Source organism: Pelosinus fermentans JBW45, from assembly GCF_000271665.2.
In the GTDB taxonomy this organism is placed as follows: domain Bacteria; phylum Bacillota; class Negativicutes; order DSM-13327; family DSM-13327; genus Pelosinus; species Pelosinus baikalensis.
In genome coordinates this window covers 2,966,371-2,979,503 of sequence record NZ_CP010978.1, presented here as the reverse complement: position 1 = coordinate 2,979,503, position 13,133 = coordinate 2,966,371, and the positions used below count along the sequence as shown (strand labels likewise).

Annotated in this window: 11 protein-coding genes; all 11 read left to right on the top strand. The window is 39.3% G+C overall.

What is annotated here, in order from left to right:
* The first annotated feature begins 32 nt into the window (after nt 1-32).
* The 11 genes from hutH to JBW_RS13105 all read left to right on the top strand — a co-directional run bounded on the left by hutH (nt 33) and on the right by JBW_RS13105 (nt 13,120).
* Nucleotides 33-1,562, top strand: coding sequence for a histidine ammonia-lyase (gene hutH, locus JBW_RS13155; RefSeq protein WP_007955275.1), 1,530 nt, complete (start codon nt 33-35; stop codon nt 1,560-1,562).
* Nucleotides 1,563-1,648: 86 nt separating this feature from the next.
* A complete protein-coding gene (locus JBW_RS13150; RefSeq protein WP_007955273.1) occupies nt 1,649-2,191 on the top strand; it encodes a folate family ECF transporter S component in 543 nt (180 codons plus the stop codon).
* A gap of 195 nt (nt 2,192-2,386) precedes the next feature.
* Nucleotides 2,387-4,495, top strand: coding sequence for a BglG family transcription antiterminator (locus JBW_RS13145; protein ID WP_235333776.1), 2,109 nt, complete (start codon nt 2,387-2,389; stop codon nt 4,493-4,495).
* A gap of 7 nt (nt 4,496-4,502) precedes the next feature.
* Nucleotides 4,503-4,787, top strand: coding sequence for a PTS sugar transporter subunit IIB (locus tag JBW_RS13140; RefSeq protein ID WP_007955269.1), 285 nt, complete (start codon nt 4,503-4,505; stop codon nt 4,785-4,787).
* A gap of 12 nt (nt 4,788-4,799) precedes the next feature.
* On the top strand, nt 4,800-6,173 hold the full coding sequence (locus JBW_RS13135; protein ID WP_007955267.1) for a PTS ascorbate transporter subunit IIC: 1,374 nt from the start codon (nt 4,800-4,802) through the stop codon (nt 6,171-6,173).
* Between the two features lie 117 nt (nt 6,174-6,290).
* Nucleotides 6,291-7,220 (top strand): carbohydrate kinase family protein, encoded by a 930-nt coding sequence (locus JBW_RS13130; RefSeq protein ID WP_007955265.1) that lies wholly within the window; start codon nt 6,291-6,293, stop codon nt 7,218-7,220.
* A gap of 124 nt (nt 7,221-7,344) precedes the next feature.
* A complete protein-coding gene (locus tag JBW_RS13125; protein ID WP_007955264.1) occupies nt 7,345-8,697 on the top strand; it encodes a tetratricopeptide repeat protein in 1,353 nt (450 codons plus the stop codon).
* A 95-nt stretch (nt 8,698-8,792) separates the two neighbouring features.
* Entirely contained in the window at nt 8,793-9,611 is an 819-nt protein-coding gene (locus tag JBW_RS13120; RefSeq protein ID WP_007955262.1) for a D-alanyl-D-alanine carboxypeptidase family protein, read from the top strand.
* A gap of 299 nt (nt 9,612-9,910) precedes the next feature.
* Complete coding sequence (locus tag JBW_RS13115; protein WP_007955260.1) at nt 9,911-11,221, top strand: ABC transporter substrate-binding protein; 1,311 nt, start codon at nt 9,911-9,913, stop codon at nt 11,219-11,221.
* 107 nt (nt 11,222-11,328) lie between these two features.
* Nucleotides 11,329-12,273 carry a carbohydrate ABC transporter permease gene (locus JBW_RS13110; RefSeq protein WP_007955257.1) on the top strand — a complete coding sequence of 315 codons (945 nt, stop codon included), beginning with the start codon at nt 11,329-11,331 and terminating at the stop codon, nt 12,271-12,273.
* A gap of 1 nt (nt 12,274) precedes the next feature.
* Nucleotides 12,275-13,120 carry a carbohydrate ABC transporter permease gene (locus tag JBW_RS13105; protein ID WP_007955256.1) on the top strand — a complete coding sequence of 282 codons (846 nt, stop codon included), beginning with the start codon at nt 12,275-12,277 and terminating at the stop codon, nt 13,118-13,120.
* Nucleotides 13,121-13,133 lie beyond the last annotated feature (13 nt).

The window sequence follows — 13,133 nt, the reverse complement described above, 5'->3', positions numbered from 1 at the left end:
GCAGAATTCGAAAAATGCGGAGGCGATTCAGCATGATAGTATTAGATGGAAATTCCTTAACATTGGAAGATGTGATAAAGGTAGCACGCAGCTATGAAGAAGTCAGGCTCAGTAATCAAGGGCGCGAGCAAATCATTGCCAGCAGACAGATCGTTGATAAAATATTAGAAGAAGAAAAGCCTGTTTATGGTATTTCCACTGGGTTTGGCGATTTCAGCACCATCTTTATTTCAAAAGATGAAAGGGCAAAACTGCAGCGTAATCTGATTTTAAGTCATGCTACCGGTGTTGGCGAGCACTTGTCAGAAGATGTTGTTCGCTCAGCTATGCTTCTTAGAGCGAATTCATTGGCAAAAGGTTATTCAGGGATTAGGCTGTCAACAGTAGAAATGCTGTTAAATCTCCTCAATAAACGCATATGTCCTGCAGTTCCAGCTAAAGGATCAGTCGGTGCCAGCGGCGACTTAGCACCCCTTTCACATATGGTCTTGGTTATGCTGGGGGAAGGTGAGGCTTATCTAAATGGTCAGTTGATAACAGGTGCTGAGGCGCTAAAAACTTGTGGTCTAGAGGCAATTGTATTGAGTGGCAAAGAAGGGTTGGCATTGATTAATGGGACACAAATTATGACGGCGGTTGGTACGATTGCCTGGCATGATGCTGTTAATTTGATGAAGGCAGCAGATATTGCAGCGGGATTAAGCGTAGAAGCCTTAAAAGGTACCAGGGCGGCTTTTGATCCGCGGATTAGTCAGGTTAGAGCACATCCCGGTCAGGTTGCAACTACCCAAAATATGCTGCGCCTGACCGCCCATAGCGCTATCATTGCTTCTCATATTCACTGCAAAAAAGTACAGGATGCATACTCGCTGCGCTGTATACCTCAAGTGCATGGTGCCTCTAAAGATGCTCTTAGGCGTGCAGAGGAAACCTTGAATGTCGAAATTAATGCGGCAACAGATAATCCGCTCATCATGCCGGAAACAGGTGAAGCAATTTCCGGCGGAAATTTTCATGGTCAGCCGATTGCTTTGGTTATGGATTATCTTAAACTAGCAATTGCGGAACTAGGCAATATTTCTGAACGACGTATCAATCGTCTGTTAGATGTGCATTTAAGCGATTTGCCAGCATTTTTAACAGCTTTCCCAGGGGTTGACTCTGGTCTTATGATCACGCAATATGTTGCAGCTGCATTGGTATCGGAGAATAAAGTTCTGGTACATCCAGCCAGTGCTGATTCCATTCCGACTTCTGCGAATCAAGAAGACCATGTAAGCATGGGGACGATTGCTGCTCGTCAAGCCAGAGAAATTTTGGATAATGTCTGCAACGTATTAGCTATTGAAATGCTGGCTGCTGCACAAGGTGTTGACTTTTTGGCACCTCTCACACCAGGCGATGGCACAGCTAAAGCTCATCAAACCATTCGCAGTGTTGTACCGCATTTGGATGAGGATCGGGTACCTGCACCGGATATCAAAACACTTCACAATTTAATTGCGAGCGGCAGAATAGTTGGAGAAGTAGAAGCGGTGGTTGGACAATTGAAGATTTATTAAAAATTTGGGGTTTTATCAGATTATGGAATGTGCTAAAATATTTTAGACTGCTAAACCAGTAATAGAATTGAAATTCAGGTGATGTAATGACGGTATCGGTTCGAAGTATTACGCTCATGGCCATCTTTATTGCTCTAAACATGATTTTAAGTAGGATTTGTAGCGTTCATATTCCATTTGAAGGTGTTGAAAGTATTAGAATCGGGTTTGGCACGCTGCCGTTAGTACTAAGTGGTATTTTGTTAGGTGCAAGATTAGGCTTTCTTGCAGGCTTGATTGGTGATGTGCTGGGGTTTATGCTGGCACCGTCAGGCATATTTCTGCCAACCTTTACGATTGCTGCTGGCTTGCATGGTTTGCTTGCAGGGCTAATTGCGGGGAGCGGCAATATCAAAGATTGTTCGCGATGGCGTATGTATTTAGCAATTGCTGTAAGTCAGATTTTGGTTGCCATTATCCTAGTGCCTTGTTTACTGCAATGGCATTTTGGCATTCCTTTTTGGGTTACACTGCCAGCAAGGCTGATTACACAAGGGATTCTGATCCCGATATACTGCATGTTGATTTATGCTGTAGTAGACAGAGTGAAATTCTGTTATCGTGAACAATCAGTAGGATCATCCCAATAGCCCATCTGGCATGAAACCTCCTATACGAATTCCAGCGAGAATTCGTATAGGAGGTTTGTCTTTTTATGATGAATATATGTTGTTATTAGGTTAGTTTTGTCACAATTAGTACGCCAAATCTTACTCTTTTGTGAGTGGCTTTCTGTGTTATATAATGGAAATGAAAAAGAGGTGATATTTATTACACTAAATGAAATGTCTGCTCAATTATTTCAAAGGATCACAAGCAGTAATCAGGCTGTAACGATTTCTGCTCTAGCAGAGGCTTTGCACAGTACTCCGCGGCAAATACGTTATAAGTTGGATAAAATAGATGAATTCCTAAAATACAATAAGTTTCCGCAATTCCTTCGCAAACCTAATGTGGGAATCACCTATACTGCCTCTCCCCAGGTCGTGGAAAGGATTATGCAGAAACTGCTAGAGCGAGAAAATCAGCATTATATAGCTTCTCAAGAAGAACGAGTCGAAATGATTTTGGCTGTACTGTTGCAGCAGCAAAATTATATGACGATTGATGATCTTGGCGAAAGGTTAAAAACGAGTCGCAGTACCGTAATCAAAGATTTAAATAAAGTAAGAGAGGTATTGAAAGGCAATCACTTAACATTGCTTTCTTCCACGAATCATGGGATAAAAGTCATGGGAGAGGAAAAATATCTGCGGCGTGCGTCTATTGAATTGTTAATGAAAAGCATAGAAGTGCAAGGCATGCTAAGTCAAGAAATGTCACCAATATTAAAAAACACGAATACTCTTTCTCAATCAGAAATTTCCAATATGTTTACGAATATGAATATACCCTTTATTGAGGGTTGCGTGATTGAGGCAGAAAAGCAATTAGAAACCACTTTTTCTGATGAGGCATTTTATGGCTTGGTCATACACATAGCAATCGCCATAAAAAGAATCAAATTAGGCAGAGATATTGTAATGCCTTATAACGAACTTAAAAGCTATGAGACAACGAAAGAATTTGCCGCTGCTTCTTATGTCGCCAGCAGGCTGGAAGAAGAATTTCAGGTTGAAGTTCCTTATGATGAAATTGGTTATATCACCATTCATTTGCTTGGCAGTAACGTATATGCGGCAAATCCTTCATCCAGTGAAGATTGGGCTGCTCTTCAAATCGTAACAGGAAAGATTCTGGAAGAAGTAAGTGAAAGCTTGCAGCAGGAATCTTTGATTCAGGATGAACAACTATTTAGCGGTCTGTTGGAACATTTACGACCTGCCATCTACAGACTAAAAAATGATTTGAAATTAAAAAATCCAGTACTAGAAGAAATTAAAGTAAGATATCATCATTTGTTTCAAATTGTAAAAAACAGCATGGCTTCGGTAGAAGGTTATATCGGTAAATCATTTGATGATGAAGAAATCGGGTATTTTACCTTGCATTTTGGCGCAGCTTTAGAAAAATTAAAAGACAAAAACGAAATGGAAAATAAAATTCTGGTGGTTTGTAGTACGGGATTAGGTACTGCCAGATTGCTCTCTTCCAGATTACAGCAATTATTTCATGTGAATATTGTGGATGTGATTGCTTATCGTCAAGTAAGTCAAGTTCTCAAATATCGGGAAGTTGATCTTATTATAACAACACTGCCTGTAAAATTTGATGTTGTTCCCTGGGTACAGGTCAATCCGATGCTTCTGGAAAAAGATGTTGAGAGCTTAAAAAAATATTTAACCCAATACCACTTTCAGCCAAAGAATATTTTTCTCCAGACACTAAAACTAATTGAAGAACATTGTGACATAAAAAATTATGATGCATTAGTAGCAGGATTGGCGCAAATTTTAAAAGCAGACAATATAGGGCAGAAGGGAGTTGTACAACCATTGTTAAGAGAGCTATTAACAACAGATATGATAGAGGTAAAGGTAAAAGCGAAGAGTTGGGAGGAAGTGATTTATGCAGGCGGAAAACTTTTAGAGGATCGTGGGTTGATTGAACATTGCTATGTGGATGCCATGGTGAATACGGTAAAGAAAATGGGAGCCTATATCGTTATTGCAAAAGGGATTGCCATGCCTCATGCAAGACCAGAAGATGGAGCAAAAAAAGTGGGAATGGCATTGATGACTCTAAAGAACCCGGTGAATTTTGGCAGCAAGGAGAATGATCCTGTTAGTGTAGCGATCTTCCTGTGTGCCGTAGATAATACTACCCATTTAAAAGCATTAGCTGAACTAATGCAATTATTAGATGATGAAGAGTTTAAAGCAATGGCGGATGCAGCAAGTAGTAAAGAGGAAATCTTAGCATATATCAATAGCAAAGAAGTAGATAGGAGGTGATCCAGTTATGCTTACCATCTTAACCGTGTGTGGAAATGGGATTGGCAGCAGTATTATGCTGAAAATGAAAATTGATGAGATTTGTGAAGACCATCATATTAAAGCTTCTGTAGAATCAGCAGATTTTAATTCGGCCCAAGGGAAAAAGGCGGACCTGATTATTACAGTAAAAGAGCTGGCCTATCAATTTGAGGGCCGTGAAGTGGCGGTGGTTCGAAGTTACATTAATAAGAAAAAGATTGAAGAAGATGTTCTTGAGATTCTAAAAAGAATACAGGCAAGTAAAATGTAGGGGGTATGATCTATGTCCACATTTACCATCATTCTAGAATTCTTTCGGGACGTACTAAAACAACCGGCATTATTAATGGGAATTATGGCACTGATCGGGCTGGTAGCCCTAAAAAGACCTATGTTCAAAGTCATGACAGGGACCTTAAAACCAATTTTAGGCTATTTGATGCTAGGGGCAGGTGCCGATTTTATCGTTGCGAATTTGACACCCCTAGGAAAAATGATTGAAGAAGGTTTCCATATTACTGGTGTAGTACCTAATAATGAAGCCATTGTTTCGGTGGCACAAAAAGTACTAGGCATTGAAACCATGTCTATTCTCGTGGCTGGGTTAGTAATTAATCTTCTTATTGCAAGATTTACTAAATATAAATATGTGTTTCTAACGGGGCATCATAGCTTCTTTATGGCGTGTCTTCTTTCAGCGGTTTTAGGTGCCTCAGGCATGAAAGGGGGCGAACTGATTCTCATTGGTGGTTTTATTCTTGGAGCATGGAGTGCCATCTCGCCGGCAATTGGTCAGAAATATACGTTAAAGGTGACGGATGGTGATGAAATTGCCATGGGACACTTTGGCAGTCTAGGTTATTATTTATCTGCATGGGTTGGAAAATTTGCTGGAAAACCAGAAGAGAGTACAGAAAAGATGGAAGTACCTGAGCAGTGGGGATTTCTTAGAGATACTACCATATCCACAGCGCTGACCATGATGATATTCTATTTAATTGCAGCTTTTGCTGCGGGACCTAGCTATGTAACCACTTTGGCTGGTGAAATGTCACCCTTCCTATTTGCTATCATGTCGGCTCTGAAATTTGCTGTTGGTGTTACCATCGTGTATGCAGGTGTTCGAATGATCCTTGGAGATTTAATCCCTGCTTTTCAAGGAATTGCAACCAAAATCATACCCAATGCGATTCCTGCGGTGGATTGTGCTGTATTCTTTACCTATGCCCCAACAGCTGTGGTAATCGGCTTTATTAGTTCCTTTATTGGCGGTATAATAGGCATGTTACTATTAGGAACCGCTGGAGGTGTGCTCATCATACCAGGGCTTGTTCCACATTTCTTCTGCGGTGCTACGGCTGGAATCTACGGAAATGCTACTGGTGGTAGAAGAGGAGCGGCATTGGGAGCTTTTGTAAATGGTCTGGCCATTACTTTTTTACCTGCATTTCTGCTTCCTGTCCTTGGACAGTTGGGATTCCAGAATACAACTTTCGGTGATGCAGATTTTGGTTTCTTAGGAATTTTGTTAGGTAAAGCATATGATGCAGTAGGTCCAGCAGGGATTTATATCCTTGTAGCGATTCTAGTAATAATACTGGTGATTCCAAATTATATAAAAACTAAGGCTCACGCCATTAACAATGTGCAGGGCTAACCTAGTCAACGGTTAATTTGAAAAATGAGAAAGCGTGCGTTCTAAGAAGTAAGAATAGCACGCTGCTTCTCTTTGCAGTGAATTAGAAAATAAATGGAAAGAGTGAGTGATTGTCTCATGTATGATGAATTGAATAGCAAGGTCTATGTGGTAGGAATTGGGGTATCCACTTTGGATATGTTTACTGTTGTTGACGCCTTTCCTAGGACCAGAGAAGTGCAAAAGGCATCCAAGATAGTTCTTGATGGCGGAGGACCTGTTGCCACAGCGATGGTGACGCTGGCAAAATTAGGAGCGAACACGATCATGATTGATAATCTAGGGGATGATTGGAGCGGCTTACTGATTGTAGAAGATTTTAAAAAATATAATGTGCATACTCACTGCCTCGAAATTTTCCCGGAGCACTCTTCTTCAATAGCCAATATACTAGTTGAGAAAGATACTGGCATTCGTGCAGTTCTCTATCATCCTGGATCGGTTCCAGAAATAAGGGACATTACAAAGTATACCCCTATCATACAAGGAGCTAAAGTTCTTCATTTGAATGGGAGGCATTTAGAAGCTAGTTTAGCGGCAATCGATATTGCAAAACATGCAGGGGTTAAAATATCATTTGACGGTGGTGCAAATCGATACAATCCAAATATGCGGCGAATTGTACCAAAGGTAGATATTTGTATTTTGGCAAAGGAATTCGCTCTTACCTATACAGATGAAACTAAATTGGATCGCGCAGGCGAGTCATTGATAAAATCCGGCTTAGAACTTGTCGTAATAACAGATGGAATCAATGGAAGCTGGGTCTTCGACAACAACATTGGTGTCTTTCATCAACCTGCATTTAAAATGGACAATGTCGTAGACACCACAGGGTGCGGAGATAGCTATCACGGAGGTTTCTTATATGGACTTCTCCATAACATGCCCCTGAAAAAATGTGCCGAGTTTGCCAGTGCAGTAGCTGCTCTTAATACCCAGGCTCTTGGGGGAAGAAAAGGATTGCCATCATTAAAAACCGTTGAGATGTTTTTGCAAGGCTATTGAGTCAGGCATTGATCTGCTTGACTCTTTTTTTATTCAGCATCATGTATTAGAGTAAATCCTGCTTCTTTAGGGTTGTTTATTTTCCAAATTATGCGATAATTATATAATAAAAGGAGGGTTGATTTTGAGTATCTTTTCGTGGTTATTTTCAAAAAATACGGAAAAAAATTCGATGGTTCGCAAATGGATACTACAAGAAATTAAGAAGGTGGACATCGAAAATCCAGATGTTTACGCGTTATTTCTAGGACTCATACAGACTGCTGTTTATTGGGGAAAGTATGATACAAAAGGGCAGGATGACCAGATTTTGCAAGTGTCCAAGCAATACTTAGGAGATGCTACGATCTTTGAAATTGCTGCTTATACCTATTATCGAGTGGAAATTTGGTTAAACAAGGAGCAGCCAGAGCTTGCAAAACAAATCGCTCTTCCGATTCGGGAATGGATAGCAGAGAAGTTTCATACTGTACTTTATGTGGATGAAAGACAGTTTAATCAATTATTTGAGGAACAGTTACTTCGGTATAAGAGTTTGACTAGTGCAGGAAAGGGCCTTACAGAGTTGCATTTGGAATTGGAACAACGTATTTTACTGACAAAAGGGGATAGATTTAATAAACAATCTTTGATCAAAGATTCCGCTAGCGCAGCTCTTGAGTCTCAATATATTAAAAATAGTTTGGCAAAATATGAGGAAATCAATATACCAGAAGCAATAGCAAGCATACAGCAATATTGCGAGAAGCACTCTAAAATGAAATTTGAGGAAAAAAAGAGCAAAAGTCAGCAATTAAACCAGAACCATGAACAGCGGGACTATTTATATGGGATGGCACTAGTAGCGCAGCAAGATTGGGTAAGAGCCTGTAACGCTTTTACAAAGGTGCTATCCGCTAATCCTAAGCATTATGATGCATTAATACAACGAGGCTTGTTATACAGCACATTAGGACAATATGTAGATGCATTGCAAGATTTCACGGTGGCAATTGAGTTAAATCCTAATGAATCTGCAGCCTATCTTCACCGAGGCAAATGTTATCACCACAACTTGCGGGTAAAAGATAAGTCGTTGGCCGATTATTCTGAGGCGATTCGATTGGCACCTAATAGTGCAGCTGGATATTTCGGGCGGGGAGAACTATATGACGAAATAGCATTACATAAAGAGAAACAAGCTCTTGAAAAGAATGATCATCTCACATATGCACATGTTTCAGAAGAATTTTTGGCAGCGATCCACGATTATAGTCAAGTTATTGTTTTAGAACCTGAACATGATGCTGCCTATGCAAATAGAGCGCTGCTATATGCACGAAAGGCTCGTGCATTTCAGGATCTGGATGATATAGAAAATGCGATTGCCGATTTTGAAAAGGCCATGAGTTTGAACTGGGAACATGGTTATTTATATAAACAGCAAGATGAAATGAAAGAATTATTAGAGGACAGTCAATTAGAGAAGGAGGCTTAAGTAGAAAAGATCTTCTATCTATCGGATTCGTGCATTTGAAATGATATACTGACCAAGGCTATGTTTGTGGTCAAAATAAATCGGAGGCAACATATATGTATCGTCGACTCATACTATTGTTTTTAAGCATGATCTTTGGGGTAAATATTGCTCTTGCCGCTCCAACGCCCCCTCAAGTAGAGGCTGAAGCGGCTATCGTAATGATGGCCAATACCAATCAGGTATTATTTGAAAAGAATTCAAAAGGTATTATGTATCCAGCCAGTACTACTAAGATCATGACATTGATCACTGCACTGGAAAAAGGTAATTCTAATGATATCATTACTGTAAGTTCTAGTGATGCAGCTTGTGAAGGCTCAAGTCTCGAACTAAAAGCAGGGAATCAATTAACACTAAAAAATGCGTTGTACGGTATGATGCTAGTATCAGGCAATGATGCAGCAGAGGCTATCGCTGAGAATGTAGCTGGATCAATACCCGCTTTCGTGGAGATTATGAATGCAAAAGCAGAAAAAATCGGAGCAACAAGTACTCACTTTACCAATCCCCATGGATTACCTGATCCAATAAATCATTATACTACTGCCTATGATCTTGGATTAATTACTGCATACGGGATGAAAAATCCTGATTTTGCAAAAATCGTATCCACTCAAGAATATGATGTTAACTTTCTGAACCGAAGTGCAATTCATGTTCGCAATACGAATAAATTGTTAAATACATATCCTGGAAGCAATGGTGTTAAAACAGGCTATACCAATGATGCTGGTGATTGCTTAGTGGCTTCCGCGAAACGAGGCGATATACAATTAATAGCCGTTATCCTAAATAGTGACTACCGCTGGGATGATGCGGCGAAATTACTAGACTATGGATTTCAGCAGGTTGAGTCAAAAAGAACGAAGTAGCATAAGTAAATACGATTTAAATCAAAGAATGAAGGGCATGTCAGCATTAAGTTGCTGATATGCCCTTCACTCTTTATTAAAGAGGAATTATCACAAAATTGATAATTTACTCTCAACAAAAGAAAATTTGCAAGATAAAAAAAATTGAGTAAAATGTAAAATGATTTAAATACTAAGTGGTTTAAATTCGATTATACTTAATTAAAGAAAGATTCATTATTCCTTATTTCGTATAACTTTTGTCGTCGAGGGTCCATGCAGGTTTTATAGGCTACATAAAAAATGAGGAGGAAACTATAGTGAAAAAGAGTTTGGTATTATTACTTTCTTTAGTATTGTTTTTAACAATGACCGTATCGGGATGCGGTAAAGAACAAAGAGCAGCTGATGCAAAAGCAGGTGATGGAAAAGCTACTACCCTTACCTTCTGGACCTTCCAGGAACTGCATAAAAACTTTATTGATGATGGTGTTGCAACTTGGAATACAAATCATCCAGACAAACCTATAGTTGTAAAAACGGAAGTATATCCTTACGATGAAATGCACAATAAGCTTTTAATTGCAATTCAGTCAGGAACAGGAGCTCCTGATATGGCTGACATTGAGCTGGGGAAATTTGCAAACTTCTTAAAGGGGAGCAAACCTGGACTGGTGGAATTCAATGATGTTATAGAACCTGTAAAGGATAAGCTTATTATGGGCAGGCTTGAAAACTATGCCAAAAGCGGTAAGTATTACGGTCTTGATTATCATGTAGGTGCTGAGGTGATGTACTATAATAAAGAGATACTCGACCAAGCAGGTATAAATGTAAATGATATTGTAACTTGGGATGACTATATCGCCGCTGGTAAAAAGGTTGTAGAAAAAACCGGAAAGCCAATGACGACCTTGGAAAGTATGGAAAAATGGTCATATTATCCTCTTATCTGTATGCAGGGATCAGACGCAATGGATAAGGATGGAAATGTAATATTGGATAATGCGATCAATGTGAAGACCTTACAAACACTTAAAGATATGCTATACAAGGATAAGATTGCAATAATTACACCTGGTGGTCATCATCATTCTGAGGAATACTGGGCTTGGATGAATAAGGGGAATGCTGCTTCTGTTTGGATGCCTATGTGGTATATGGGTAGGTTTGTGCAATATATGCCTGATTTAAAGAATAAAATAGTGATTCGTCCTATGCCGGTATTCCCAGGTGGTAAAAAATCTGCAGGTATGGGCGGCACTGGAACTGCAATTACAACACAGAGTAAAAATATAGAACTTGCCAAACAATTCTTGGCTGAAGCCAAGCTTTCTAAGGAAGGCAGTATCAAGACATGGTCCCTTTTGGGTTTTGATCCCATAAGAAGCGATGCATGGAGCGATCCGGTTATGTCTGCACCTAATAAGTACACTGATTATTTTGGCACTGATATATTCATTACATTGAAGTCTGTCGTTGGTGACATTGGTTCCATCAATGTCGGACCTAAATTTCCTGATGCGATGGCACAAATCGAGAAAAATGTTATCTTTAAGGTTCTAAAGGAGCAGAGCCAGTCTCCAGAAGAGGCCCTCAAAGTAGCAGCCGATGATGTGAAGGCAAAGTGAAAGCATAAATAAACTTAATATTAAAAGATTCAACCCATAATAGTTGAATCTTTTAATATCATGCTGGACTTTGATATTAGGTTTGGTATGAGAAGGAGGATTTTAACGTGTTGGAGCCACCAGTTGTTGCTTTGAATAAGTCGTATAATCGTCTGAGTAAAATTAAAACGCTGTTTGCTTGCCAAAAGAAAGCGCCTTATCTTTTTGTTTTGCCCTTTGTGGTATCCTTTTTGGTGTTTTTCCTTTATCCTATCATCTCTACGGTGATTATGAGTTTTCAACGTATTGATGGACCAGAAAGTATAACCTTTATTGGGCTAAAAAATTATAAGAATCTTATAAATCCTCACTTTTTTAACGCCTTATGGGTAACCACTAGATATACCTTCTGGACAATGTTAGTGTTGATCCCATTACCTTTACTGCTTGCTGTATTTCTAAATAAAAAAACTACCATAGGGAAAAAGTATTTTAAGTCTGCTTTTTTCATGCCTGCCCTTACTTCAGTCATCGTAGCAGGACTGTTCTTTCGTCTTGCATTTGGGGAACAGGAAACTACTCTCGTGAATTCTATACTGGGGGTATTTGGCATAAAACCTATGGTATGGCTGCAAGATCCTGAAGGCAGCATGTTTGCGATGGTACTACTTTGCACATGGAGATGGTTAGGAGTAAATATTATTTATTTTTTGTCAGGCCTTCAAGGCATACCGGTGGAACTTTATGAATCGGCATCTATTGATGGTGCCAATGAAATTCAGCAGTTCTGGCATATAACTCTTCCTAGTTTAAAACCAGTTATTATGTATGTATTGACCATAAGTGTTTATGGTGGCTATTCCATGTTTGCGGAATCTTTTGCTCTATGGTCTGGCCCACGTTCTCCAGGGGAAATCGGTATGACCATTGTAAATTACTTATACCAAGAGGGGTTTAATAACAACAATTTGGGATTTGCTTCGGCAATTGGCATTACCCTGTTTGTACTAGTGATGATAGTAAATGTGATTCAGCTTTGGGTTAGTGGATTTTTCAAGAAGGAGGGCGTTTGATATGACTTCAAAATATAAGGAAAAGATAGGGGCAATTATAATTTACTTGACTTTATTGGTGGTTGCCTTATTTTGTCTTGTACCTTTTTTCTTTTTACTGATATCTTCCTTGCGCCCGGGAGTGGAGATGATTCAAAATGGAATTTCATTCCAAATTGATTTTTCAGCACTCAATCTAAAAAATTATTGGCTTTTAGTAGAAGGTAAGGATGGTATATATCCTCTGTGGTATATAAACAGCGTCATTATAACAGTAGCTCACACTGTATTTTCGCTACTCTTCACTTCCATGGTGGGGTACGGGTTGGCGATATATAATTTTAAAGGGAAGAATCTTATCTTTACCATTGTATTGGTAGTCATGATGATACCGGTTGAAATACTAATACTACCCTTGTATAAGTTGGCAATAAGTATTGACCTGATAGATTCTTATATGGGTGTTATTCTGCCATTTGTAGTAACTCCCACCTGCATATTCTTCTTTAGACAATATGCAATGTCTTTGCCAAGAGAGCTTTTAGATGCAGGGAGGATAGACGGCTGCGGTGAATTTAAAATTTTTTTTCAGATTATGATGCCTCTCATGCTGCCGGCTTTTGGCGCCATGGGTATTTTACAAGCTATGTCTAGCTGGAATAGTTTTGTATGGCCCCTTATTGTGTTGCGTTCAACAGACATGCTGACTTTGCCTATAGGGCTGCAATCATTAATAACACCATATGGAAACAATTATGACTTACTGTTTCCAGGTGCTGTTATGTCAGTAATACCAATCATGATTTTATTTATTATTAACCAGAAGGCTTTCATTTCAGGACTTACCGTTGGTGGTGTAAAAGGTTGATGTGTAAGAAAGG

Bases quoted from the DNA above. Each gene is read 5' to 3' on its own strand.
- JBW_RS13120 (WP_007955262.1), top strand. From the start codon at position 8,793: ATGTATCGTCGACTCATACTATTGTTTTTAAGCATGATCTTTGGGGTA.
- JBW_RS13105 (WP_007955256.1), top strand. From the start codon at position 12,275: ATGACTTCAAAATATAAGGAAAAGATAGGGGCAATTATAATTTACTTG.
- JBW_RS13130 (WP_007955265.1), top strand. From the start codon at position 6,291: ATGTATGATGAATTGAATAGCAAGGTCTATGTGGTAGGAATTGGGGTA.
- JBW_RS13150 (WP_007955273.1), top strand. From the start codon at position 1,649: ATGACGGTATCGGTTCGAAGTATTACGCTCATGGCCATCTTTATTGCT.
- JBW_RS13135 (WP_007955267.1), top strand. From the start codon at position 4,800: ATGTCCACATTTACCATCATTCTAGAATTCTTTCGGGACGTACTAAAA.
- JBW_RS13145 (WP_235333776.1), top strand. From the start codon at position 2,387: ATGTCTGCTCAATTATTTCAAAGGATCACAAGCAGTAATCAGGCTGTA.
- hutH (WP_007955275.1), top strand. From the start codon at position 33: ATGATAGTATTAGATGGAAATTCCTTAACATTGGAAGATGTGATAAAG.
- JBW_RS13140 (WP_007955269.1), top strand. From the start codon at position 4,503: ATGCTTACCATCTTAACCGTGTGTGGAAATGGGATTGGCAGCAGTATT.